General features: G+C 66.1%; 17 protein-coding genes and 1 pseudogene. 4 read left to right on the top strand and 14 right to left on the bottom strand.

Annotation, left to right across the window (positions count from 1 at the left end; all coding sequences use genetic code 11):
* Positions 1-103: 103 nt before the first annotated feature.
* Positions 104-535, bottom strand: a complete 432-nt coding sequence (locus LL962_RS15250; protein WP_104587460.1) for an Lrp/AsnC family transcriptional regulator — start codon at positions 533-535, stop codon at positions 104-106.
* 122 nt (positions 536-657) lie between these two features.
* On the opposite strand from LL962_RS15250, the gene LL962_RS15245 reads away from it, so the two are divergent.
* Positions 658-2154, top strand: a complete 1497-nt coding sequence (locus LL962_RS15245) for an aminotransferase class III-fold pyridoxal phosphate-dependent enzyme (RefSeq protein WP_228317517.1) — start codon at positions 658-660, stop codon at positions 2152-2154.
* Between the two features lie 290 nt (positions 2155-2444).
* On the opposite strand, the gene LL962_RS15240 is transcribed toward LL962_RS15245, so the two are convergent.
* The 4 genes from LL962_RS15240 to LL962_RS15225 all read right to left on the bottom strand — a co-directional run bounded on the left by LL962_RS15240 (position 2445) and on the right by LL962_RS15225 (position 8449).
* Positions 2445-3152 (bottom strand): glycosyltransferase family 32 protein, encoded by a 708-nt coding sequence (locus tag LL962_RS15240; RefSeq protein ID WP_228317516.1) that lies wholly within the window; start codon positions 3150-3152, stop codon positions 2445-2447.
* 241 nt (positions 3153-3393) lie between these two features.
* The gene (locus LL962_RS15235; RefSeq protein WP_228317515.1) at positions 3394-4773 is read right to left on the bottom strand and encodes a fibronectin type III domain-containing protein; all 1380 of its coding nucleotides are present in this window, start codon (positions 4771-4773) and stop codon (positions 3394-3396) included.
* Positions 4770-5888: a phytase gene (locus LL962_RS15230; RefSeq protein ID WP_104587464.1), complete on the bottom strand. Its 1119-nt coding sequence runs from the start codon at positions 5886-5888 to the stop codon at positions 4770-4772. Before LL962_RS15230 ends, LL962_RS15235 begins: the two co-directional genes overlap by 4 nt.
* Entirely contained in the window at positions 5888-8449 is a 2562-nt protein-coding gene (locus tag LL962_RS15225) for a TonB-dependent receptor (RefSeq protein WP_228317514.1), read from the bottom strand. The genes LL962_RS15230 and LL962_RS15225 overlap by 1 nt, the downstream gene beginning before the upstream one ends.
* A 151-nt stretch (positions 8450-8600) precedes the next feature.
* Between LL962_RS15225 and upp the strand changes: the two genes are divergently transcribed.
* Positions 8601-9233, top strand: coding sequence for a uracil phosphoribosyltransferase (gene upp / locus LL962_RS15220; protein ID WP_104587465.1), 633 nt, complete (start codon positions 8601-8603; stop codon positions 9231-9233).
* Between the two features lie 747 nt (positions 9234-9980).
* On the opposite strand, the pseudogene LL962_RS15215 reads toward upp, so the two are convergent.
* Positions 9981-11624: pseudogene (locus tag LL962_RS15215) on the bottom strand (glycoside hydrolase family 9 protein); the annotation flags it as partial.
* A 549-nt stretch (positions 11625-12173) separates the two neighbouring features.
* On the opposite strand from LL962_RS15215, the gene LL962_RS15210 reads away from it, so the two are divergent.
* Positions 12174-12653 (top strand): hypothetical protein, encoded by a 480-nt coding sequence (locus tag LL962_RS15210; RefSeq protein WP_228317512.1) that lies wholly within the window; start codon positions 12174-12176, stop codon positions 12651-12653.
* 151 nt (positions 12654-12804) lie between these two features.
* On the opposite strand, the gene ggt is transcribed toward LL962_RS15210, so the two are convergent.
* The 6 genes from ggt to rsmD all read right to left on the bottom strand — a co-directional run bounded on the left by ggt (position 12805) and on the right by rsmD (position 16770).
* Positions 12805-14583, bottom strand: a complete 1779-nt coding sequence (ggt, locus tag LL962_RS15205) for a gamma-glutamyltransferase (RefSeq protein WP_228317511.1) — start codon at positions 14581-14583, stop codon at positions 12805-12807.
* Positions 14580-14864: a YfhL family 4Fe-4S dicluster ferredoxin gene (locus LL962_RS15200; protein WP_104587469.1), complete on the bottom strand. Its 285-nt coding sequence runs from the start codon at positions 14862-14864 to the stop codon at positions 14580-14582. The genes ggt and LL962_RS15200 overlap by 4 nt, the downstream gene beginning before the upstream one ends.
* Entirely contained in the window at positions 14855-15037 is a 183-nt protein-coding gene (locus LL962_RS15195) for a hypothetical protein (protein ID WP_228317510.1), read from the bottom strand. Before LL962_RS15195 ends, LL962_RS15200 begins: the two co-directional genes overlap by 10 nt.
* Before the next feature lie 61 nt (positions 15038-15098).
* Positions 15099-15596: a hypothetical protein gene (locus LL962_RS15190; RefSeq protein WP_167395328.1), complete on the bottom strand. Its 498-nt coding sequence runs from the start codon at positions 15594-15596 to the stop codon at positions 15099-15101.
* 47 nt (positions 15597-15643) lie between these two features.
* Entirely contained in the window at positions 15644-16150 is a 507-nt protein-coding gene (gene coaD / locus LL962_RS15185) for a pantetheine-phosphate adenylyltransferase (RefSeq protein ID WP_228317509.1), read from the bottom strand.
* Positions 16147-16770, bottom strand: coding sequence for a 16S rRNA (guanine(966)-N(2))-methyltransferase RsmD (gene rsmD, locus LL962_RS15180; RefSeq protein ID WP_104587472.1), 624 nt, complete (start codon positions 16768-16770; stop codon positions 16147-16149). Before rsmD ends, coaD begins: the two co-directional genes overlap by 4 nt.
* A 240-nt stretch (positions 16771-17010) precedes the next feature.
* Between rsmD and htpG the strand changes: the two genes are divergently transcribed.
* Positions 17011-18915, top strand: coding sequence for a molecular chaperone HtpG (gene htpG / locus LL962_RS15175; RefSeq protein WP_228317508.1), 1905 nt, complete (start codon positions 17011-17013; stop codon positions 18913-18915).
* A gap of 81 nt (positions 18916-18996) precedes the next feature.
* Here htpG and LL962_RS15170 read toward each other — a convergent pair whose 3' ends face one another.
* Positions 18997-21378, bottom strand: coding sequence for a glycoside hydrolase family 127 protein (locus LL962_RS15170; protein ID WP_228317507.1), 2382 nt, complete (start codon positions 21376-21378; stop codon positions 18997-18999).
* 147 nt (positions 21379-21525) lie between these two features.
* On the bottom strand, positions 21526-24417 hold the full coding sequence (locus LL962_RS15165; RefSeq protein ID WP_228317506.1) for a TonB-dependent receptor: 2892 nt from the start codon (positions 24415-24417) through the stop codon (positions 21526-21528).
* Between the last annotated feature and the right edge of the window lie 84 nt (positions 24418-24501).

Genomic DNA, 24501 nt, shown 5'->3' with positions numbered 1-24501 from the left:
CACGCGGGCTTCGCCCCGTGCCCTCTCTCCAACCCCTCTCCCGGGGGAGAGGGGCTTCCAGTCCGAGCATCATGGATCTCGCAATTCCCGATTCCCGGCTCCCTCAACGCTCGAACTTGGTCGACAAAATGATCGAACTGGTCGTGCGCTCCACCCCGTCCAGGGCGCCGATGGCGTCGGTGAGCACGTCCATTTCGTTGACGCCGCCCACCACGCCCAAGGCGATCAGGTCGTAGGCGCCGCTGACCGAATGCAGCAGGCGCACCTCGGGAATGTCACGCAGCGCCTTGACCACCGCCGCCATCTTCTTCGGCAAGACGGTGATCAGGATGTGGGCGCGGATGCGGCCCTGATCGTACGCATCGTGCGTGCGCACCGTGTAGCCGCTGATCACGCCGTCGCGTTCGAGTTTCTCGATACGGCTCTGCACGGTGGTGCGCGAGAGCCCGAGCCGGCGCGCAATCTGCGCGGTGGAGGCGCGGGCATCCTCGCGCAGCAGCGACAACAGGCGCTCATCGGACGGGGTGACCTTCATTTTTGCCCAATCGTTTCGGCGAATCGACGAAAATAGCGCATATCTCGCCAGAATTCACGCTGCCAAACGCCGATCCCCTGCCGATAATAGAAAAGACACCGACACCTTGCAGGAGACGCGCCATGTCCGTTCTCGCCCCGCTCGCCCCGTTGCGTGCCCACACCGGGCGCCGCCTGACCGATGGCCTGGACGATGCCGCGGTCGCGCGCCTGGCCGGCAACCATCCGGACCTCGTGCAGGCCATCGCCGCGGCCGCCGCCGAATACGCGCTGGTACGCGCCGAGGCCGCCGACCTGCTCGATCTGGACGAGGCGACGCAGATCGCCGCCGTACAGGACGGTTTCATCAACTTCTACGCCGACGATGCGGTCACGCCCTATGTGGCGCTGGCCGCGCGCGGCCCATGGGTGGTCACGCTCAAGGGCGCGGTGCTCTACGACGCCGGCGGCTACGGCATGCTGGGCTTCGGCCATACCCCCACGCCGGTGCTGGACGCGATGGCACGGCCGCAGGTGATGGCCAACGTGATGACGCCCAGCCTGGCGCAGCGCCGGCTCGACCGCGCCCTGCGCGCGGAGATCGGCCACAGCCGCGGCGGCTGTCCATTCGCGCGTTTCATGTGCCTGAATTCCGGATCGGAAGCCGTGGGCCTGGCCGCGCGCATCGTCGACACCAACGCCAAGCTGCACACCGATCCGGGCGCACGCCATGCCGGCGCCCGCATCAAGCGCCTGGTGGTCAAGGGCAGCTTCCACGGCCGTACCGACCGCCCCGGGCTGTACTCCGACTCCAGCCGCAAGACCTACACCAAGTATCTGGCCAGCTATCGCGACGAGGATTCGGTGATCGCCATCGCTCCGTACGACGTGGCAGCGTTGCAGCATGCCTTCGACGAGGCCGCGCGCAATCACTGGTTCATCGAGGCGGTGTTCCTGGAGCCGGTGATGGGCGAAGGCGATCCGGGGCGCGCCCTGCCGGCCGAGTTCTACGCCGCCGCACGCGCGCTCACACGCAGCCATGGCAGCCTGCTGCTGGTGGATTCCATCCAGGCCGGGCTGCGCGCGCACGGCGTGCTGTCGGTAGTGGATTACCCCGGCTTCGAGCGGCTCGATCCGCCGGATCTGGAAACCTACTCCAAGGCGCTCAACGCAGCGCAATACCCGTTGTCGGTGCTGGCGGTCACCGAACATGCCGCGCAGGTGTATCGCAAGGGCACCTACGGCAACACCATGACCACCAACCCGCGCGCGCTCGACGTGGCCTGCGCCACGCTGGCCTTGTTCACTGCGCAGGTGCGCGAGAACATCCGTGTGCGCGGCGCGCAGGCGATCGCCAAGCTGCAGGCACTGCAAGCCGAGCTCGGCGGGCCGATCACCAAGGTGCAGGGAACCGGCCTGCTGTTTTCCTGCGAACTCGCGCCGCAGTACAAGTGCTACGGCACCGGCTCCACCGAGGAGTGGCTGCGCCAGCGCGGCGTCAACGTGATCCATGGCGGCGAGAACTCGCTGCGGTTCACCCCGCACTTCGCCATGGACGAAGACGAGCTGGATCTGCTGGTCGGCCTGATCGCACGCGCATTGAAGGAAGGCCCACGCCAGGCGCAAGCCGAGGCGGCCTGAGTCGACATCGGCGCCTCGACTGCGCGAGTGCAGTCGAGGCATCACCCGGACCCGAAAGAGCATCGCCGCCGCCCGCAGTGACGCCCCCCGCACACAGGCATTGGTCTGCACGACCTCGCCAGCAAGCAGAACGCCACGGTTGCTGGGCACAGTGCGGTCTTGCGAGGTCAAGCGGCGAAGCGAAGCCCAAACGGCTCAGCCAGACGGGCCTGCATGAATCGTCGCTGCACGCCGGCCGAAACACCCGTCCGGCTCGGCGAGCCGCATCCGCATCCCTGCCGGTCGGCCGATCAGATCGGAAGAGCGCTCAGCTTGCGCCGCAGGTAATTGGTCACGGCACGTCGCGGCGACTTGCCGCGCCACGACGCCCAGCACAGATGCGAACCGACGGCGATCTGGCCGCCGCGGTGGCCGAGGCCAAACCAGGTGCGATCCGGGTGGAATGCATCACGTGGCGGAAAGGCAATGCCAGCAAACTGCTGCTGGTGGGCGTTATGGAAGCGCGTCAGCCCACGCGGGCCGGAAATCATCGGAATCTGCCGGTGGTCTTCCAGCGTCTGCGGCGCATGCGCCTCGAAGATGTGCGCGATGAAGGCGCTCCAGAACGGATGCCCGGCCTGCGAGCCGAACACGGCGTTGCCGATCTTGAAGTCCTCGCGTCCTGGCGCACCCTCTTCGACCGGCAACACGCAGCGCTGCCTCAGCAGATCGCTATCCAGCGGGCGCAGCAATTTGTAGTCGGTATCGAAATAAAAGCCGCCATGGGCGTGCATGTAGGCGCAGCGCGCGATGTCGGCCTTCATGACGCCGAAGCGGATCTGCTCGTAGCGCTGCGCAAACGCGGGAAACGCACGGCGCATCAACTCGGAGTTGTCGGCATCGTCCCAGACGTAGCAGGTCCAATCGGGGAGCAGACGTTGCAGTCGCGCACACACCCTGCGCTCTTCCCACAACAGGTGCTTGGTGGGTGCGGTCAGATGAAACACATGGGGGATCATGGGAATACGGCTCAGTGGTCTGGGGGCCACCAGAACCCCGCCCGCAGCAACTGCATCGAACCGACAACCCGGTCGAGGTTCTGGCTAAATGCACCGTAGCCTCGCTAGCGATGTGACGTAACGCACAGCTTTTGAATGAGGTTCCCACTCCTTCATCGATAAAAACTATGCGTGGCAGAAGTTGCCATATGTGCCACGGATTGCACGACAGTTGTCACCGCCGTGTCATCCGCCACCACCATCACTCCCAACAACGATCCGCGCGCCCCTTCAGCGTGGCTGCGCGCGGGCAATCGCGCGGCGCGATGCGCCCCTGTTCGTGTTCGACCAGACGCTTGCTGCCGTTGGGATCGCGCTGCAGCTCGAAGGCGTCGTACAGGCGGCCGGTGGCGGTGCGCGACTCGTAGCGCAGGCGCTGGCCGTCGAGCCGCAGCACCTGATACAGCTGGGTGTCCTCGCCGACCGGGCGCATGGTCTTGCGCGCCATGTCCGAGAGCCGGTACTGCTTGGGCCCGGCCACCGAGACCACGAACACCGGCGTCGCCTGCCCGGCCTCATCGCCGCGCCGGCCGTAGGTGTGATCGTGCCCTTGCAACACCAGATCCACCTTGTGGCGGCGAATCACCGGCAACACCTGCTCCACCAGTTTTTCGTTCTCGCGATCGGCGCGCGGCGAAAAGAACGGCTGGTGGATCAGCACGATCGACCAGGGATGCGGATTGTCGGCGAGCACCTTGTCCAGCCACTGCGCCTGCGCCGGCCCGGTGCCCAGATCCAGGGCAGAGGTGCCGTCCAGCACCGCGATGCGCACGCACTGGTAGTCGAACCAGTAACTGGTGCGTGCCGTGGCCGACGGCCCGTTACGCGGCAGCGCGAACGTCACCGGCCAGTGGCCGCCCAGCACGCGGGAGGCCTGTGGGGTGTCCTGGCCTTGTTCGTGATACTCGTGATTGCCCGGCGCCGGCGCCACCGCGGTGCCTTCCAGCAACCAGCGTCCGGCTTCGAACCATTCGGCCCATTCGTTGTCGTCCTGACCGTCCTTGCCGCTGACCAGATCGCCGGCGAACAGGGCCAGGCGCGCGTCCGGCGCCGAGCGCCAGGCCTGGCGGATCACCCGCGACACCAGGCTCAGGTTCTTGTTCTGGGTGTCGCCGAAATACAGCAGCGTGAGCGGCGTCTGCGGCGTGGCGGCGGTACGGAAGTGATTCCATGCGCCCCAGGTGTCGTGGCCCTGTACGCGGTAGGCATACAGCGTGTCGGGCGTCAGGCCATCGATATCGGCACGGTGATGATGCGCACTGCCGTTCTCGCTGCGCAACGTGGTCGTGCTGGCACGGATGCGGCGCGGCGCGCCCACATCGGGCGAATCGCCGGCCACCACCAGTTCCAGCCATGGCCGCTCCACGCTGCCGTCGGTGCGCCAGGCCACCGCAAAACCGGTGGCGGCATCCTGTGCCGGGGTGGCGACGATGCGGTCCGGAAAGCCGTCGGCCACATAGTGCGTGGAGCCGGCCGGCACCTGGGTGTTGGGCTCGCTGGCGCGCTCGGCAGCCAGTGCCGGGGCAGCGGCCAGTGCAAATGCAGAAAGTGCGGCGTACAGCGCGGTGCGTACTGCGGTCACTGCGCACACTCCTTCAGGCGCAGGCTGCGCGCGACATCGCGCCAGTCGAACGCGGCCACCGCCTGATCGTCGTGCAATGCGTAGAACACGCCACCGGGGAAGCGTGCATCGCCGCGCTGGTCCAGCCACACGCCATCGGTATTGGCGGTGACCCGGCCGGCAAAGGCGCCGACGTGTGCGAGCGTCTGGCGATCGAAGACCTGGAACACGCTGCGGTCCTTGAACTGATCGGTCGCGATCCAGTAGCCGCTGCCGTCTGGGCATTGCAGCAAGGTCAGCCCTTCGGCCTGCGCCTTGAACAGGCCGGTGCCGACATTGCGCCCGCGGTAGCGCCCATCCATGCCGTACTCGCGCAACTGGGTGCCCACCGCCACATCTTCTTCGGCAATCAGCAGGCGCGCGTTGGCCTGGTCGCCGAACACCGATTCGGCGATGCGGATGGCACCGGCCTCGGTGGTATCGCCGAAACTCTGCGTCAGCTGCGCCTGCCAGCCCTGCCCTGCCGCAGTCAACTGATAGCGGCGAAAGCGTTGGCCGAGTTCGGCCAGCGGCGGTGGCTGGTCCTTGTTGGCTGGCGACATATAGTTGTCGCTGACCACCACTTCGTAGCCGCCATCATGCTTGCGCACCCACAGGCCGTAGGGCTCGCGCAATTCGTCCTGGCCGAATGCCGTCAGCGGTTTGAAATCCGGCAGCGCGAACACCTGCACGCGGCGGTTGTCGCGCTCCACCACGAACAGCAGGTCATCGACCACCGAAATCCCGTTCGGGCGATCCAGCTTGCCCAGCGCCTTGCCCTTGCCACCCACCACCCGCAGCCGCTCGCCGCTGTCGCCATCGAACACCACCAGCGCATGGCTGGCCTTGGCGGTGGCGATCACCCAGCGGCTGCCATCCGGCGCTGTCCAGCTGGCCGGAGAATCCAGGTTGTCCGAAGGCGTCAGTGCGGTGATGAAGGCTTCCGACACCACTTGGTGTGGCACCTTCGCCTCGCTCAGCAGCGGGTCCTTCAGCAGCGCTTCGTCGGCTTCGCGATCGACGACGGTGCTGGCGCAGCCTGCCAGCGTCAGGGCGGCGGCCAGCAGTGCGGCGCGCGGCAGCGCACGCGCGCCCATCACAGCGCCACCTTCAGGCCCAGCGCGTACGTGCGGCCGTATTCCTCGTTCTGCAGGGTCCGCGAACGCACGCCCTGGTACAGCTCCAAGGGCTCGTCCAGCAGATTCTGCGCTTCCAGGTACAGGCTGATGTGGCTGTTGAACTGGTAACTCATGCTGAGATCCATCTGGGTATGCGGGGCGACGTAGATATCGTAAGCGCGGCTCTGCCCGATGGTGTCCAGATACTCGCTGCGGTGGACCGCCGCCACGCGCGCACTGAAGCCATATTTTTCGTAGCCCAGATGGCCGCTGTAGATGCGCTTGGACGAACGCGGCAGCATGAAGTCGTCGCCGGCGCGGTTGGGCAGACCCGGGTCGAAGTCGCTGTCCAGCGCGGTGGCGCTGGCGCCGACCAACAGGCCGTTCCAGCCTTCGGGCAGGAAATCCAGCGTCTGCTGCCAGTTGAATTCTGCACCGCGCACCTTGGCGGTGTCGCCGTTGATCGAGCGGGTGACCTGCAAGCCGGGGAACTGCGCATCGCTGGTGCTGATGGTCTGCACGATGTAATCGTCGATCGACTTGTGGAACACGCCCAGCGACACCAGCCCGCTGCTGCCGATGTATTTCTCGAACGACAGGTCCAGGTTGGTGGAGCGGTACGGATCGAGCTGCGGGTTGCCGATGCTCACCTCCTCGTCGCCGCGATTGATGCTCACCCGTGGCGAGACGTCGCCGAACGAGGGGCGCGACAAGGTCTTGTTGGCCGCAAAGCGCAGTACCCAGTCGTTGCCGCTGTCGTACCGCAGGTGCAGGCCCGGCAGCACGTTGGTGTAGCTGCTGGACGCCTCGCGTTGGGTGACGGTGGCGCTGCGGCCATCCTCGGCCACGTCCACCTGGTTGCCGGTGGCATCGAACTGGGTGTTTTCCACACGCACACCGGCGATCATGCGCAGCGCGCCGATGTCCCAGGTGCCCATCGCATAGGTGGCGAACACGTCTTCGGTGGCACGGTAGTCGTCCTGCAGCGACACCTGCAGGTTGCTGCCCACATCCTGCGGACGTGCGCTGTACAGATCGCCGGAGGCTCGCCAGTAGCGCCGCATGCCGTCCGAGCCGATGCTCTGGCCCAGGGTGCCACCGCGGTGTTCCGGCGCTGCCGTGGTCCAGCCGCTCAGATCGATCGCCGGCCCGCGCCGCAGCTCGTTCTCGTCCACATTCACGTCGCGCTCCCTCCAGCGGCCCAGCACCCCCATCTTCAGGCTGGAATGCTCGCCATCGAAGCGCACGTTGACCTGCGCGCTACGCTCGCTGTCGTCCACCGTCTTGGGCGCCACCACGAAGCGGTCGAACACGAAATCCTGATTGCTCTGCCAGCCATTATCGGAAAAACCCAGGCGCGGAATGCCGCGACGCTGGTCCACGGTGGCCGCCAGATCCTCGCCGTCGTAGTCGAAACGCGCCTCCATTTCGTCGTTCACGCGCTCGGTGGTCTTGGTATAGCCGACCTTGTAGTCGACCGTGGCCGCGCGCAGGCGGTTCTCGCCACCGAAGCTGATCGCGGTATTGTCTTCCTTCTTGGTGCGATAGCGCACCCGCTTGGAAATGCTGTCGGCCGGCAGGTCGGCCACGTCGTAGGTGCCGTCGCCATTGGCGCTCACCTCGCCATCGCCAAGGCCGAAGATGGTGCGCTGACGCGTCTCGGCATCGTCGAAACGGCTGTACAGCGAGCGCAGGTAGTAGCGGTTGTCCGCATCCGGGCGCCAGTCCAGGTTGAGGTTGGCGCCCATGCGGGTGCGTTCGATGAAATATTTGCGCCGCTGCACCTCGCCCGCGAACAGATCGTCCTGGGCGCCGCCGTCGAAGGCGTCGTAAGCCACTTCGGTATTGTCCGATTCGAACTCGCGGTCCTGATGGTTAACCCCCACCGCCACGCCCAGCGTGCCACCGAAAATGTCGCTGTAGTTGAATGCACCCTTGGGACTGGTCTTGCCGGACAGCGACTGATGGCTGCCCTCGATCGACCCGCGCAGGGTGCGTCCGTCACGGTCGAACGCGGAGGTGGATTCGACCTGGATGGCACCGCCGATCGAATCGCCCGGCATGTCCGGGGTCGGCGACTTCACCACTTTCAGCCGCTCGGTGGAGTCGGAGGGAATCACGTCCAGCGGCGTGGAGCGCGTGCCGTCTTCGGGCGTGCCCATGTTCATGCCGTCGATGGTGACGCTGTTGAGCGACGAATCCAGACCGCGAATCACCACGAAACGACCTTCGCCCTGATCGCGGGTGACGCTGACACCGGGCAGCCGCTGCAGGGATTCTGCAACGTTCTTGTCCGGGTAGCGGCCCATCGCATCGGAGGCGACCGCATCCTGGATGGCATCGGAGGCGCGCTTGAGATCCACCGCGCGCTCCTGCGCCTCCAGCTGCGGGCGCACTTCCAGGCGCTCCAGATCGACCGCGGCCGCACCGCTGGCGGCGCCGCTCGCGGCAGCGGCCTCGGCTGCGCGCAGCGGCTGGCCCCAGCCCGCGGTCGCCAGCGTCAGCGTGATCGCCAGGCAGAGCGGAGTCTTGTTCACCACGAGTGCGTCCCCAATCGTCAAGAATGGGTGGGCACACTATGTCTGCGACGTTTCACCGACATGACATGTGCAAGCGCGATCACGTGCAGGATGTGGCGACGACACGCGCAGCTGCGGCACACTGTGCATCTCTTCCGCTCGTTGCTGCCGCATGAAAATCGTCGAAGTCCGCCATCCTCTCGTCCAGCACAAGATCGGCTTGTTGCGCGATGCCGCCCTGAGCACGAAGGGCTTTCGCGAATTGGTCACCGAGCTGGGCACCCTGCTGGCCTACGAGGCCACCGCGAATCTGGACACCGAATCGCACGTACAACAGGGCTGGGCGGGTCCGGTGAACGTGCAGCGTATCGCCGGCGCCAAGATCACCTTGGTGCCGATCCTGCGCGCAGGTCTGGGCATGCTGCCCGGCGTGCTGGCCTTGATTCCCGCAGCGCGCGTGAGCGTGGTCGGCCTGCAGCGCGATGAGGAGACCCTGCAACCGGTGCCCTATTTCGAACGCCTCACCGGCCGCCTGGAAGAACGCGATGCGCTGATCCTGGATCCGATGCTGGCCACTGGCGGCACCTTGATCGCGACCATCGACATGCTCAAGCGTGCCGGTGCGCGCCGCATCAAGGGCATCTTCCTGGTCGCCGCGCCCGAGGGCCTGAAGGCGCTGGAGGCCGCGCATCCGGACGTGGAGGTGTACACCGCCGCCATCGACGACCATCTCAACGACAAGGGCTACATCCTGCCCGGCCTGGGCGATGCCGGCGACCGCATCTTCGGCACGCGGCTGGAGTAGGCCCTGCTCGCCGGTCGACGGCGCGTTGATGTGCGGCGTGTCGGGGAATTGGTGGCGCTGTGCGCTCCCCCATCCGCCCTTCGGGCACCTTCCCCCGCAAGCGGGGGAAGGCAGGCGTCGGCGCAGCGACACTGAAGCGCGGGCAATCCGTTGCCTTCTCCCGCAGGCGGGAGAAGGTGGCGCGCAGCGCCGGATGAGGGGCGTTGTGCCGTGCGAGTCCCACCTGCGGGAACATCGCCAGACTGCAGCCCCCATCCGCCCTTCGGGCACCTTCCCCCGCAGGCGGGGGAAGGGAGGAGTTGGCGCAGCGACGCTGCAGCGCTGGCAATCCGCTGCCTTCTCCCGCGGGCGGGAGAAGGTGGCGCGCAGCGCCGGATGAGGGGCGCTGCTGCCGTGCGAGTCACACCTGCAGGAACATCGCCAGACTGCGGCCCCCATCCGCCCTTCGGGCACCTTCCCCCGCAGGCGGGGGAAGGCAGGCGTTGGCGCAGCAACACGCTGCAGCGCTGGCAATCCGTTGCCTTCTCCCGCGGGCGGGAGAAGGTGGCGCGTAGCGCCGGATGAGGGGCGAAAGCCCCTCTCCCGCGTGCGGGAGAGGGGTTGGGGTGAGGGCAGCGCACTCGCGCATGCCGCTCGTACGCACGCCTCGCGTTTCCGCAGTCAATCGGACTCTCGGCCGCTCACCGCGCGACAAACCATTCCCAGCCTGCTCCCGTCACGTCCGTCCAGCACGCCCGACCTGCTCTCTCAGCGCGTCAACGCCTGAATCGCGGCACTGACATACACCAGCGGCGCATTCCAGTTGATCGCCACTTCGTTGGTGGCATAGCTGCAGGTGTCGTCCAGGTACGACAGCGCTGGCAGCCTGGACGGATAGCTCGCCTTGCAATCCTTCGCATCCTGCTGCCCGGGTTGCGGGCCGCCGACCAGCCAGCCCGGCACCGGCGGGTCGATGCCATCGGCTTCGGAAGGACGGTGATGGATATGCATCGGTGTGCGCTGCCCCACTCCGGTGACGAACGACAGCCCCAGCGGGTTGCGGCCCAGGATGTAGTCCAGCTGCGATTGCGCCGCGTCCAGATAACGCCGCTGCTGCGTCGTGCGGTAGCCCTGCAGCAACATCATCGCCTGATTGAGGACGACCGCATTGCTGCCCCACACGAAATCGGTATCGGTCATCGCCAGGCGCCACGGCGAGGCCTGCCACTGGTCGGCCAGGCGCTGCGCCAAGCCATCGATCTCCTGACTGATGCGCGCACGGTCTGCATGCGGGGTGAGCCGGTCGCGATGCGCCGCCAGCGACATCCACGCCAGCCCACCCACGTTGCTCCAGCCGGGCACGCTGGCCGGCACCTTGCGCGCCAGCATGGCGTCGTAGAAGCCGTCCTCGCCGGTGGTGACATACAGCTCCGCCGCGGCCCAGGCGAACTCGTCGGCAACCTGCGCATCGTCGTAACCGCCGGTGCGTACGTCATCGGGCTGGCGATAGATGACATCCGGATGCTGCTGCGCCCACGCCCATGCGGCGCGCGATGCCTTCAACATGCGCGCAGACACACCCGGATACTGCGTTTCGAATGGGGCGTACACCCGGCTGGCAGCTGCCATGACTGCGGCGAAATCCAGCGTGGCGGCCGTGGCCTTCATCACCACGTAGCGCTGCTGCCTGGCCTGGTCCGGCATGACCAGCCCATCGAACTGCTTGTCGGTGAGCTTGTGGTAGACCCCGCCATCGGCCGGGTCCTGCATGGCCAGCATCCACTGCAGGTTCCACCACACCTCCTGAAGGATGCCGGGCACGCCAGGCGCATCGTCGGGAATGCGCACCGTCTGCGCCTTGAATAGCGCCGGGTAATGCTCGTAGGCCGCCAGCAAGGTGTAGGTGCTGATGCCGGAGTTGACGATGTACTTGTTGTAGTCGCCGGCGTCGTACCAGCCCTTGGGCGCGCTGATCACACTGTCCGCCGGGCGCGTGGCCGAGGCCGCCGATGGATGGATGCGCACATGGGTATCGGGATGTCCGGCCGCACGCGCATAGCGCCCGGCGAACTGCGCCGGCAACGCGGTGCTGGCCCGATTGAAATAGAACGCCTTCAACGACGCATCGAGCACCGGCTGGTAGGCCCCGGCCCCGATGGGAAACGCCTCCGACGCGGCCAACCCGTCGATCTTCAGACGGTAGGTACCGGCTGCACGCACACTGGAGAAATCCGCCAGCTGCGCCTGCTGGCCGGCCGGCGACCACATTGCCGCCCGCGACAACGTACCCTGCAACACCGCGCGCCCGTGCGCGTCTTCGACTGTGAAGCGGCCCGAGCCGGTCGCTGCACCCTGCCGCTGCGCGACGACGGCCAGCTTGGTCGAGCCCGGCAGATACCCGAGCTGGTTGAGGTAAACACTACCGGGAGCGGTATTCGTTGCCTGCTGCGCGGAGCTACCTGCGGAAGCGAGCATGAGGACAGTGGTCAGCAGAGCTTGGCGAATCGTCATGCCGCAATGGTGACCGCGCTGCATCGTGACTACAAGCCCGCACTGCGCAGGCGGCGGGCAGCTGGCCGTACGGGAAGCAGGCAATCACCAGGGCCGGAAGCGGCGCTTGTGCACGGACCAGCACTGCGATGGCGGTACGCGCCGCTCGCGCTGATTCCGCCTCGCGCCTGCGAATCGCCGCCACCTTCATCGCACTACATCGGCGATTCCACCGCATTGGTTCGAGCGCTGGTGGGCGCCACAGGCGACGACGCGATCATCGGTCGTTTCCCATCGAACGCACGGTGATTGCCAGCGTTTCGACCAATTCTTCCCGATTTCCCGAATCTACCCTGGCACTGCCGTGACGAACGGCATCACCGCATGCACGCGCGACATCGCCGGCTACCCGCATCCGAACGCGGGCACCGCACGCCTCGCATCGCGCTTCTCTCCGCCAAGGAACCGCCCATGACCATTCAAGCGATCACCCGCTACTCCCATGCCATCCATCCGCATGCACGCCAGGCCGGACCGTGTCGGCAGGCACGCGCACCGCGCGTGTTCGCCCTTCTGCTGTCGATGAGCCTGCTGGCGGTGAGCCAGAGTGCACTGGCGACCAAACAGTGGAACAGCAACGCCAACCCGACCATCGACAACTGGATCTCCGGCATGTACGCCAGCATCAGTGGACCGCTGCAAACCATCCTCCAGCAGTGCCAGCTTGCACCGCAGGCGACGTGCGAGGTCACGATCATGGCCAATGGAGGCGTGCATACCAGCGCAACCGACGGAACGCAGCACTTCACCCTGCGCTTCACCGGCAATCCCGCACCGTTCGGCGCATGCCATATCTACCCGCTCAATCCAGGCATCCCGGGTGACAAACGCCTGCAAGGCGCCACCTGCTACGACGCCCGACACAACGGCACCTACTTCAATCTCAAGTGACCGCAGGCAGTGCGCGTCATGCCCAGCACTGGCGCCACTCACTGTCTCCATCGCGAACGGCGGCGCAGGGTGAACCCATCCTGCGCCGCTGCGCTGGTCCTCAGCGGCCGCGCATCTGCGTCGTCGGCGCGAATATGGCCAGACTGCGCACTTACTGCCCTGGCGTTGCCAACTGCACCTGCGCCTTGCCAACCGGGTTGCGCGGGTCGCTGCCGCCGCTGAGCACGTTGCGGCGCTTGTCCCATTCCACCGTCTGCAGGTTGCCCCACACATGGCTGGAGCCGCGTCCGCCCTCTGCGCTATCGCCAGGCAGTTCGAGCGCATGGCCCATCGCCTTCAGGCCCGCGGCGGTCTGCGCGGTGAACGCATTGCTTTCGGCGTCGATGACGTCCGGCAACCACTGGTGGTGATAACGCGGCAGCGCGCTGACCTGCTGCGCGTCCAGCCCGGCGTCGTAGCCCAGGATGCCGAGCAGCACCATGGTGATGATGCGGCTGCCGCCCGGGGTGCCCAACACGATCGCCTTGTCGGCCGATTCCATGAAGGTGGGCGTCATCGAACTCAGCATGCGCTTGCCCGGCTTGGGTGCGTTGGCGTCGTAGCCCATCACGCCGAAGGCATTGGGCGTACCCGGCTTGAGCGCGAAGTCGTCCATCTCGTCGTTGAGCAGCACGCCGGTGCCCTTGGGAATCAACCCCGAGCCGTACAGCAGGTTCACCGTCTGGGTACCGCCGACACGGTTGCCTTCGCTGTCGATGATGGAAAAGTGCGTGGTCTCGTCGTCTTCCAGCGGCGTGGGATTGCCCGACAACAGATCGCTGGGCGTCGCCTTGTCCGGATTGATGGTGGCGCGCAGGCCTTGCGCGTAATCCTTGCTCGTCAGCACACGCTGCGGCACATCGACGAAGTCCGGATCGCCCAGGAAGAAGGTGCGGTCGCGGTAGGCACGACGCATCGACTCCACCACCAGATGGGTGCGGTGCACCTCATCCAGGGTGTTCAGATCCCAGCCTTCCAGGATCTGCAGCATTGCCGCCAACGCAATGCCGCCGGACGACGGCGGCGGCGCGGTGGTGATCTTCCAGCCACGGTAATCGAACTGGATCGGCGTGCGCTGCTTCACCGAGTAGCCGGCCAGCTCTGCCGCAGTCCAGTGCCCGCCGGCCTGCTTCACGCCAGCGATCAACTTCCTGGCGGTCTCGCCCTTGTAGAAGCCGTCGAAGCCCTTGTCGCCCAGCAACGTGAGGGTGCGCGCCAGCTCGGGCTGCTTGAAGATGTCGCCTTCGGCGATGGGTCTTCCGCCGCGCAAGTACACCTCGCGGGTGCCGGGGTAGCGCTCCATCACCTCGCGCCGCGAGGCGTAGCCCTTGGCCATGCGCGCATACACCGGAAAGCCCTCGCTGGCGATGCGGATCGACGGCGCCAGCGATTGCTTGAGCGGCAACCGGCCGTGACTGGCCGCCAGTTCCACCAGCGCCGCCGGCAGGCCGGGAATGCCGGCCGACCACGGACCGTTGACCGAGCGGTCGCGGTCCAGCCCGCCCTGCTTGTCGAGGAATTTGTCCGGCGTGGCCGATTCGGGCGCGTACTCGCGCGCATCCAGCATCACGTCCTTGCCGGTCCTGGCGTCATGCAGCAGAAAGAAGCCGCCGCCGCCCAGGCCCGAGCTGATCGGCTCGACCACAGCCAGGGTGGAAGACACCGCAATGGCCGCATCGAAGGCATTGCCGCCCTCGCGCAGGATCTGCAGGCCGGCGTCGGTGGCCAGGGCATGGCCACTGGCCACGGCCGCGCCGGGCGGATGCGCAGCGACCGCCGCGGGCGCGCCGGTGGCAGGCGTGGTGCCGTCGGCGGACCAGGCCGGCGGTGCCAGCACGAACACCAGCAACAGCAGGCCCCGCGTCGAAAAATGTCGGAAGAAAGTGCTCACGGGGCGGGAGGCTCCTGTTCGTACAATTCGGGGTGATCGCGCTGCAGCTGCATCAGCTTGGCCAGCAATTGATCGTGGGTTTCCGGAATCTCCGGATCCGGGTCGATGCATTCGACCGGGCACACCACCACGCACTGCGCTTCGTCGAAATGGCCCACGCATTCGGTGCACCGCGCCGGGTCGATCACGTAGATGGTCTCGCCCATCGAGATCGCCTGGTTCGGGCAGGCCGGCTCGCAGACGTCGCAGTTGACGCAGAGCTCGTTGATTTTCAGCGACATATCGACAACACCATGCGATGCGAGGCAGCGCGATTCAACTGCAGGCGCTGGAACGCAACGTACTGCTGCAGGCAGGCGCGCACGGCGCGGATGATCAGCACATGGACAACGCCTGGGGCGCTGTCGGACACCCGCCCAACACGGCTGGTTCCGGTGACGTGCGGAGTCAGCATGCTGCTGGCTCCGCACACCGCGACCGGCTGCGCCCTCCCGCGCATCCGGCCTGGTACGGCATTACTTGGCTTCAACGAAGGTGTATTCCGCGCCCTTGGGCTGGACGATGGTCTGCACGCGCGCATTCTCGGCAGCATCGCCGATGAACAGCACGCGCACGCCCTTCATCGAATCCGGCTGCACGTCCTTGAACGCGGCCTCGATCAGGTCGGCCATCTTGGTGGACGCGGACGAACCGAAGGCCAGCATATTGCCCGGCTGCACGCCACGCGCCAGCGCGGTCTTGACGCTTTCCAGCTGACGCTCGTAGCTGCCGGCGAACTCGGCATCGGACTCCGGCGGCAAGTAGTACAGGAACGGGCTATTGGTGGTGGTGCCCAGGTTCTGGCCGACCACTTCCTGCAGGTACTTCTTCCAGCCGGCGTTGTCGTCCTTGGCTGGCGCCTTCAGCGGCGCGGGAGCCGCGGCGGCGGTGGGAGCCGGCTCTTCCTTCTTGCAGGCGGTGACCGCCAGCGCGGCGATCGAAGCGAGCGCCAGAGCGCGCATGGTGTGTTTCATGAAACTCCTCCCTTTGAAAAGCGTGTGGTGATGTAACGAAGATCGGGTCAGGCCTGCGCGCGGGATTCGCGTACCTGGCGCAGCGCCTCGACCACCGAGGCGGGAACGAAACCGGAGACATCGCCGCCGAGCCGCGCGATCTCGCGCACCAGCGACGACGAGATGAAGCTGTACTGCTCGGCCGGCGTGAGGAACAAAGTCTCCACTTCCGGAATCAGATGGCGGTTCATACTGGCCATCTGGAATTCGTATTCGAAGTCGGACACCGCGCGCAGCCCGCGCAGCAGCACCCCGGCCTGCATGTCGCGCACGAAGTGCGCCAACAGCGTATCGAAGCCGCGCACTTCCACGTTCCTGTGCGCCGCCAGTGCTTCCTGCGCCAGCGCCACGCGCTTTTCCAGCGGCAGGGCCGGCCCCTTGGACGGGCTGTAGGCCACGCCCACCACCACGCGCTCGAACAGCGGCGCGGCACGGTTCACCAGGTCGATATGCCCATTGGTGATCGGGTCGAAGGTACCGGGATAGACGGCGGTGCGGCTATTGGCCACGCTCATACGGAAACTACCGGGGTCGGATCGCCGTTCAGTGTAGCAGCGGCCCGGCGATACAGCGCATAGCGCACCTGCCGGGTACCGCCCTCGCGGTGCAGGTCCCAACCGGCCGGCAGCGGCGGCACCGCATCGGCGGGCGCTTCCAGGTACAGCCAGGCCTCGGCGGCCAGATGCGCGGGCAGGCGTTGGAGCACGCCGGCCCACAGGCCATCCGCGAACGGCGGGTCGACGAACACGATATCGGCCTGGGCCGCCGGAGCGCGCTCCAGCCAGCGCAGCGCATCGTCCTGCAGCACCTGGACCTGCTCGGCCGCACCCAGCCGGGCCACATGCTCGCGCAGGCGCTGCGCCAGGCCGGGGTCACGCTCGATCAGGGTGGCATGCGCCGCGCCGCGCGAGACCGCTTCCAGGCCCAGCGCGCCCGAGCCGGCGAACAGGTCCAGCACGCGGGCACCGGGCAGGCGCGGCATCAGCCAGTTGAACAGCGTTTCGCGCACGCGGTCGCTGCTTGGGCGCAGCCCCGGTGCATCGGGCACCGCCAGTCGGGTATTGCGCCAGCGCCCGCCCACGATGCGCACCTGCCCTTCCGCGCCACGCGGCGCCGGCCGTGGCGGGCGGCTCATCGCCACCTGCCGTTGACGGGCAGACCCAGGGGTAACACGGCGGAAGCGAGTGGCGGCATGGCTGACGACGCGGCGAGGGACGGCCATGATACCGCCGTCGCCCAAGCTGCCGCCCTCCCCGGCCTGGTCAGCGCGGCACGACACATTCGCGCCGGTGCGCCTTGAAAACATCCGCCGACGGCCTCATCCCCCTGGCCATCGGCCGCGTGACGGCCTGAACCACCACGGAGCACGACCCCAATGACCGTTGAGACCGACAAGCAGACGCTGGGCTTCCAGACCGAGGTCAAGCAGCTGCTGCAGCTGATGATCCATTCGCTGTATTCGAACAAGGAAATCTTCCTGCGCGAGCTGGTGTCCAACGCCGCCGACGCCGCCGACAAGCTGCGCTTCGAGGCGCTGGTGAAGCCGGAGCTGCTGGAAGGCGGCAGCGAGCTGCGCATCCGTGTCGACTACGACAAGGACGCGCGCACCGTCACCATCGACGACAACGGCATCGGCATGAGCCGCGAGGATGCGGTCTCGCACCTGGGCACCATCGCCAAATCAGGCACCGCCGATTTCCTCAAGCACCTGAGCGGCGACCAGAAGAAGGACGCCAACCTGATCGGCCAGTTCGGCGTGGGCTTCTACAGCGCCTTCATCGTGGCCGACCAGGTGGACGTGTATTCGCGTCGCGCTGGCCTGCCGGCCAACGAGGGCGTGCATTGGTCCTCGCGCGGCGAAGGCGAGTTCGAGATCGCCAGCGTCGACAAGCCCGAGCGCGGCACCCGCATCGTGCTGCATCTGAAGGACGGCGAGGAATCGTTCGCCGAGGGCTGGACCCTGCGCAACATCCTCAAGAAGTATTCCGACCATATCGGCCTGCCGATCGAGATGCGCAAGGAGCATTACGGCGAAGACGCCGACAAGCCCGCCGAACCCGAATGGGAAGTGGTCAACCGCGCCAGCGCACTGTGGACGCGACCCAAGTCCGAGATCAAGGACGAGGAGTACCAGGAGTTCTACAAGCACATCGCGCACGACGCGGGCAACCCGCTGGCGTGGAGCCATAACAAGGTCGAAGGCAAGCTCGAATACACCTCGCTGCTGTTCGTGCCCGGCCGCGCCCCGTTCGACCTGTACCACCGCGATTCGGCCAAGGGCCTGAAGCTGTACGTGCAGCGCGTCTTCATCATGGACCAGGCCGAACAGTTCCTGCCGCTGTACCTGCGCTTCATCAAGGGCGTGGTGGATTCGTCGGACCTGTCGCTCAACGTCTCGCGCGAGATCCTGCAGTCCGGTCCGGTGGTGGACTCGATGAAGTCCGCACTGACCAAGCGCTCGCTGGACATGCTGGAGAAGCTGGCCAAGGACAAGCCGGACGACTACGCCACATTCTGGCGCAATTTCGGCCAGGCGCTGAAGGAAGGCCCGGCCGAGGACTATGCCAACCGCGAAAAGGTCGCCGGCCTGCTGCGCTTCTCGTCCACGCACGACACCACCGGCGCGCAAAGCGTAGGTCTGGCGGACTACCTCGGCCGGTTGGCCGAAGGCCAGGACAAGCTGTACTACCTCACCGGCGAGAGCTACGCACAGATCAAGGACAGCCCGCACCTGGAAGTGTTCCGCAAGAAGGGCATCGAAGTGCTGCTGCTCACCGACCGCATCGACGAATGGCTGATGAGCTATCTCACCGAATTCGACGGCAAGTCGTTCGTGGACGTGGCGCGCGGCGACCTGGATCTGGGCAAGCTGGATTCGGAAGAGGACAAGAAGGCGCAGGAAGAAGTGGCCAAGTCCAAGGAAGGCCTGGCCTCGCGCATCAAGGCCGCCCTCGGCGACGACGTGGCCGAAGTACGCGTCTCGCACCGCCTGACCGATTCCCCCGCCATCCTGGCCATCGGCCAGGGCGACCTGGGTCTGCAGATGCGCCAGCTGCTCGAAGCCAGCGGCCAGGCCGTCCCGGAAAGCAAGCCGGTGTTCGAATTCAACCCGGCCCACCCGCTGATCGAGAAACTCGATGCCGAGCAGGACATGGATCGCTTTGGCGATCTAAGCCGCGTGCTGTTCGACCAAGCGGCGCTGGCGGCGGGCGACAGCCTGAAGGATCCGGCGGCGTATGTGCGGCGGTTGAATAAGTTGTTGTTGGAGTTGTCGGCTTAAGCCGCGCTGCGGCTACCAGCAAACAACAAAGACCGGCCCTGCGCCGGTCTTTTTATTTGTTCGCCGTGCCGGTGTGCGGGATCAGGCCTCGTTCTCTTTCAACACCCAGCATCCGAACGCAGGACCGGCCGAATAACCGGTCTCCGGTTCGATACGGATCTTGAGCGTGGCACGGCCGGCAACCGCTGCCGGCAGCGCGTAATCCACATCCACGAAGTCCAGCCCGCGGTTGCCTTCGAGGCGTTCGTTGGCGATGAGTTCGCCATCGGCGAGAATGCTGAAGCGGCGGCGGGTTTCGTCGCCCCAGTACCGCAGGCGCAGCACCTTCGCCTGGGCAGTGTTGCGCAGGGTGAAGGCGATGAAACCGCCGGTGCGGGCGTCGCGGCCGGCGTGGCGGCGGTAGCTGAGGGCGTAGGAGCTGGCGCTGGTCAGCGCATGGGCGTTCTCGGAGGCTTCGTCGCCCAGCGCCACGTGATCGAGCGCGGTGGTGTCCAGCAGCTTCTGTCGTTGCGTACTGGCCGCCTGCTCGGCCTGGCGTTGTTGCCAGGCGGCGGCATCGCGATGCTCCAGATAGACAGCGCTGCGACGGTCGAACTGGGCATAGAACGGCGACAGGCGCCACTGCTGTGCGCCGTCGGTGTAGTGGTAGTGGCCATGGGTAGGTAGCGGCTGCAGGCGTTGCAGGACCTCATCGCCGCCGATCAGCGCCGGGGTATCGTTGTTCCAGGGCGTTGCGGCGTCGCCGAGGTCAGCAGCCAGCACCAGCGGGCCGCGCATGACCGCCACCCAGGCAGGATCGTCGGGCGTGGGCTCCAGACGCAGCGGCATCTCCAGTTGCAGGGACACCGTGTCGCCGGCAGCCCATGTGCGTTCGATGCGCAAATACCCGTCCACCGGCTGCAGGGTCTGCGATTGGTCATTGACCTGCAAGGCGAATGCGCCGGCCCAACCGGGCATGCGCAGCGCAAGCGTGCGCAAGGTGGCCGGCGCTGCATCGATCTGCAACGTGACCTGGCCCTGCTCGGGCAAGGTGCTGTGCAGGCTGAGCGCGAACCCGGCTGCGCCGCGCACCGTGGAAGGCACATACAGATTGACGTATACCCCCTGCCCGTCTTCCCAGTAGATCGAGTCGCCGAACTGCGCGTGCGACTCCATGCCGCTGCCGACACAGCACCAAAAATCGTCGAATGGCGACGACCAGCCGCGCGCTTCGCCGGCCAGTAGCGGTGTCATGTAAGTGAACATGCCGGTACGCGGGTGCTGCTGCGCCATTACGTGGTTGAGCAGCGTGCGCTCGTAGTAATCGAAGAATGCCGCCTGCGGCCCCCACTGATACAAGTGGCGGGTGAGCTTGAGCATGTTGTAGCTGGCGCAGTGCTCGCAGGTCTGCTCGGTGAGGAACCTGGAGATGCTGTCCGGCTGCTGGAAGTATTCGCGGTCGCCATTGCCGCCGATCGCATAGGTGTGGTGGTCGGTGACGGTGTGCCAGAAGAAGCGCGCCGCCGCGCCAGTTGCGGCGTCGCCGGTCACTTCGAACTCGCGAGCCAGGCCGATCAGCTTGGGGATATTGGTATTGGAATGCTGGTGCACCAGTTCGTCGCGCTGGGCGATCAGCGGATCGAGCACGGCATGGTGGTGCAGACGTTGCGCCACTGCCAGCCACTGCGCATTGCCCGTTCGCACATGCAGCTCCACGAAGGATTCGTTGAGGCCACCGAATTCGCACCACAGCACCTTCTGCAGCTGCGCGTCGTCGAGTGCGGCGAAGATGCCTTGCAGATAGCCGGCCAGGCCCACCGCGACCTGCAGCGCCTGCGCATTGTCGCAATGCGCGTGCACGTCGAGCAGGCCGGCAAACAACTTGTGCCAGGTGTACAGCGGTGCCCAGCTGCCGTTGAGGTAGAACGGCGCCGGGTCGATCTTGCCGCGCCTGAGTTCATCGAACACCGTGCGGCCGCTTTCGATCTTCCCTGCGGCGTTCTTTCGGGTAAAGCCAGCCACATAGCCATCGCCTGCATGCGCCTGGCAGCGTGCCAGCTCTGCGACCAGGTACCCGGCGCGCGTGCGGCATTGCGCATCGCCGGTCTGCGCATGCATCCGTGCCAATGCGCTGAGATAGTGACCGAGCGTATGCCCGGCGATGGTGTCCGCCTCCCAGCCGCCGTATGCAGGCGCCTTGGGCTCGAGGCCGGCGTACAGCACGAAGTTGTGCAACAGCCGGTCCGGCTCCAGCCGCATCAGGTAACGACGGTTGGTGTGCAGCGCGTCCAGGAACAACGACGGCGTGAGCCGCACCTGCGCCAGTGGCACGGCGCGCACGCTGCCGGGTTGTGCGGCGCTGGCCTGCGCCGGAAAGCGCAGGAAACCCGCCGCAACCGCCAGGCTGCTCCAGGCCAGAAAGCGCCGCCGCGACAGGCTCGGCGCGTGGTCGTTGGGCAACTCGCTCGGATACGTCTCGGTCATGGGCTCAGCTTAGCTCCTGTCGGCGCGCACAGACCGCGCGCGCCATTGCAACAACCGCCTATGCAATCGCGACAACACGCGCGTGACACGCATGACGCCCACGACCGATGGCATCTGGCCGCACACCACCGCGATACAGCGGCCCGATCAGAACTTCACCGTGGCACGCGCCCAGTAGAACCGACCCAGCAGATCGTAGGTGGCCACGTCGGTATTGGCGTTACCCACATTGTTGGAGTAATACAGCGGCGGCTGCTTGTTGGCGACATTGTCCACGCCTACCTCGAAGCGCGTATGCCAGGGCTGCACCTCGTAGCCCAGCTGCAGATTGTTGTAGACATACGCGCCGATCTTGCGCACCACACCGGGAATACCCGCATCGGCGGACAGGCTCTGGTCGAGGTCGGCGTTGCCGATATCGGTATTGCCCACGTAGCGGATACGCCAGGTGGCACTCCAGTCGCCCAATGCCCAGTTCACCGTGCCCAGGCCGCGCCAGCGTGGGAAGTTGCCGTAGGCCTGGGTGTAACGGCCCACGTTGTGGATGGTGACCGAGCTGGGATCGGTGGTGTCGGGCAGCACGTCGTAGCGGGTGAGGTAGGTGCCGTTGAGGCTGGCGTTGACCCTGCCCCAGGCGGCTTCCGGCAGGCGGTAGGTCAGATTGAAATCGATGCCCTTGGCCCAGAGCTTGCCCAGGTTGACGGTGGGCTCGGCGATGTAGTTGATGGTGCCGTTGCCGTTGCGATGGATCAACGCGCAGAACGCGCTCGCCTGATTGGCATAGCACTGGTTGAGCACGGTCTGCGCCGACACCGTGGTGATGGTGTCTTCCAGGTCGATGCGCCACCAATCCGCGCTCAGCGACAGGCCGTCGATCCAATCCGGGTCATAGACCACGCCCACGTCGTAGGACCTGCCGGTTTCCGGCTTGAGCTGGTAGCCCGCCACTACCGCGCCGGAGACCTTGCCCGACACCTGCCCGTCCGATTGTTGGTAGCTGCCATCGGTGGGCACGTTGGCGCAGGCCACGCTGTTGCCGCCGGTATAGCCGTTGCACGGATCGTTGACGGTGGCCGCGTCACCGGCCACGCCGGCGTACAGTTCGTTGATGTTCGGTGCGCGAAACACCTGCGAGACGGTGCCGCGCACCAGTAGATTCTCGATCGGACGATACTCCAGCGATAGCTTGCTGTTGGTCTTGCTGCCCACCGAGCTGTAATCGGAATAGCGGGTACCGACCGTGAGGTTCAACGCGTTGATCCCCGGCAGGTCCCTGAGCAGCGGGAACAAGGCCTCTGCATAGGCTTCCTTGACGTCGAAACTGCCGCTCAGGGTGGACGAGCAGAATTCGATCACCCCGCACAGGCCGTTCTCATCGCCTGTCCACAAGGCATCCGACGCCGTCGTGGAGCGTTCCTTACGGTACGAGACGCCGGCGGCCAGGCTGGCTTCACCGGCAGGCAATTCGAACAGTGCGCCGTTGGCATTGGCCTCGAACTGCTTGACGGTATAGACACTGGTCACGATGGGATTGACCACCATGCCCTGCAGGGTGGACAGGTTGGCACTGTCGTTGAGGTTGAAGAAGTTCAACGGCGTGCAGCCGGCGATCGCCGCTCCCGCGCTGCCGCACTTCACCACACCATCGCTGTCCAGGAACGACGGGCCGATCGCCTGATTGAACGTGGCGTAGTCGAGAAACCCGTTGTTGATGGACTTCTGCTTGACCTTGCCGTAGTTGAAAGTGGCGTCCCACTGCCAGGCGCTGTCGCCGAAGCGGCCACGCAGACCGGGGCTGATCTGGAAGTTGTAGGTGTTGTACTGATAACTGCGATTGCCGAGCACGGTGGCGCGCGTGTTCAGGTCGTTGTAGGAGGTGCCGGTGCTGCGATCGGTGCCGAAGTTCACGCCGAACGGATTGTAGTAACTCTGCGCCGACACCAGGATGTTGTCGCCGTTGGAGAAGATCGGAATCGGCGCAATGACCGATGCCGATTCGGTTTTACTGAACCAGGTGTTGACGTACCCCTCAACACTGTCGCTGAAGCGAAATGTCCCCAGCAGGAAGGCATTGGTGCGTTCTTGCGGGGTCTGCAGCAGATTGAAGGGCTGGTAGTTATACGAATCTGCGCTGGCGTTGTAACAATGGAAATCCCCCGGGCCGGCACGCCCGCTGACGCCACTGTTGAGCGTGACGCGGCTGCAGCCATTGGCCTGGGCAAGTTGCGCCGACTGCGTGGAACCGTCGTTGAAATTGACCGTACCGGTCGGCGTGGCCGACGAGCCCTGCTTGACCGGCTGGCCATCGATCAATGCCAGCGCATCCCTGGAGTACGCACGTGCGCCGGCCGATACCGGGTCGATGCTGTGATACGACAGCCCGCCGATCAGGTTACCGCGCTCCCAGGTTTTGCCGGTGGTGAGCGCGAAGTTTCGACGGTTGCCGTCGCGCTCGCTGCTGGTGCCGAAGTCGCTGCTGAACTGCACGCCGTCGAAGCGCGAGCGCAGGATGAAGTTGACCACGCCACCGATCGCGTCGGAGCCGTACACCGCTGAAGCACCATCGCTGAGCACTTCGATCCGTTCGATCATGCTGGAAGGAATGGCGTTGACGTCGTTGTAGGCCAGGCGGATGCCGTTGACCAGCACCAGCGTGCGCTTGTCGCCCAGGCCGCGCAGCGAGACCGCCGATGCACCGGTACCGCCGCCATTATTGGTGTACGGATTGGTGGCATTGCCGGCAATCGACGGCAATTCCTGCAGCAGATCGCCCACCGTCGCCTTGCCGGTGGCGGCGATCTGTTCCTGGCTCACCGTGACCACCGGGTTGGCGGTTTCGGTATCCACACGGCGCAAGCGCGAGCCGGTGACGACCACGCTGTCCAGGGTTTGCGTTGCATCGCCGGCTGCCTGTTGCGCCCGCGCTGGTGCCGCCGTGCCGGCAACCAGCACGATCGATAACGCGGTGGTGAGCGAATGCTGGATCGAGCGCCCGGTAGCAGGGCGGGCTCGGGACTGAGGCAATGGCGACGTCGGCATGCGGGGCTCCTGGGGAGAACTTGGACGAACGATCGGCAACACAGGCCCGTGCCGACGTGCGCCGGCGTGGGTCGGAACCAGAGA

Origin of the sequence: Xanthomonas sp. NCPPB 1067 (assembly GCF_020783795.1) — a bacterium.
Classification (GTDB): domain Bacteria; phylum Pseudomonadota; class Gammaproteobacteria; order Xanthomonadales; family Xanthomonadaceae; genus Xanthomonas; species Xanthomonas melonis.
This window is presented reverse-complemented; position numbering and strand designations above follow the sequence as displayed.

Excerpts from the sequence above, each read along its gene's own strand:
- LL962_RS15250 (WP_104587460.1), bottom strand. The coding sequence starts at position 535 with ATGAAGGTCACCCCGTCCGATGAGCGCCTGTTGTCGCTGCTGCGCGAG.
- LL962_RS15245 (WP_228317517.1), top strand. The coding sequence starts at position 658 with ATGTCCGTTCTCGCCCCGCTCGCCCCGTTGCGTGCCCACACCGGGCGC.
- LL962_RS15240 (WP_228317516.1), bottom strand. The coding sequence starts at position 3,152 with ATGATCCCCCATGTGTTTCATCTGACCGCACCCACCAAGCACCTGTTG.
- LL962_RS15230 (WP_104587464.1), bottom strand. The coding sequence starts at position 5,888 with ATGGGCGCGCGTGCGCTGCCGCGCGCCGCACTGCTGGCCGCCGCCCTG.
- upp (WP_104587465.1), top strand. The coding sequence starts at position 8,601 with ATGAAAATCGTCGAAGTCCGCCATCCTCTCGTCCAGCACAAGATCGGC.
- LL962_RS15210 (WP_228317512.1), top strand. The coding sequence starts at position 12,174 with ATGACCATTCAAGCGATCACCCGCTACTCCCATGCCATCCATCCGCAT.
- LL962_RS15200 (WP_104587469.1), bottom strand. The coding sequence starts at position 14,864 with ATGTCGCTGAAAATCAACGAGCTCTGCGTCAACTGCGACGTCTGCGAG.
- LL962_RS15195 (WP_228317510.1), bottom strand. The coding sequence starts at position 15,037 with ATGCTGACTCCGCACGTCACCGGAACCAGCCGTGTTGGGCGGGTGTCC.
- LL962_RS15190 (WP_167395328.1), bottom strand. The coding sequence starts at position 15,596 with ATGAAACACACCATGCGCGCTCTGGCGCTCGCTTCGATCGCCGCGCTG.
- coaD (WP_228317509.1), bottom strand. The coding sequence starts at position 16,150 with ATGAGCGTGGCCAATAGCCGCACCGCCGTCTATCCCGGTACCTTCGAC.
- rsmD (WP_104587472.1), bottom strand. The coding sequence starts at position 16,770 with ATGAGCCGCCCGCCACGGCCGGCGCCGCGTGGCGCGGAAGGGCAGGTG.
- htpG (WP_228317508.1), top strand. The coding sequence starts at position 17,011 with ATGACCGTTGAGACCGACAAGCAGACGCTGGGCTTCCAGACCGAGGTC.
- LL962_RS15170 (WP_228317507.1), bottom strand. The coding sequence starts at position 21,378 with ATGACCGAGACGTATCCGAGCGAGTTGCCCAACGACCACGCGCCGAGC.
- LL962_RS15165 (WP_228317506.1), bottom strand. The coding sequence starts at position 24,417 with ATGCCGACGTCGCCATTGCCTCAGTCCCGAGCCCGCCCTGCTACCGGG.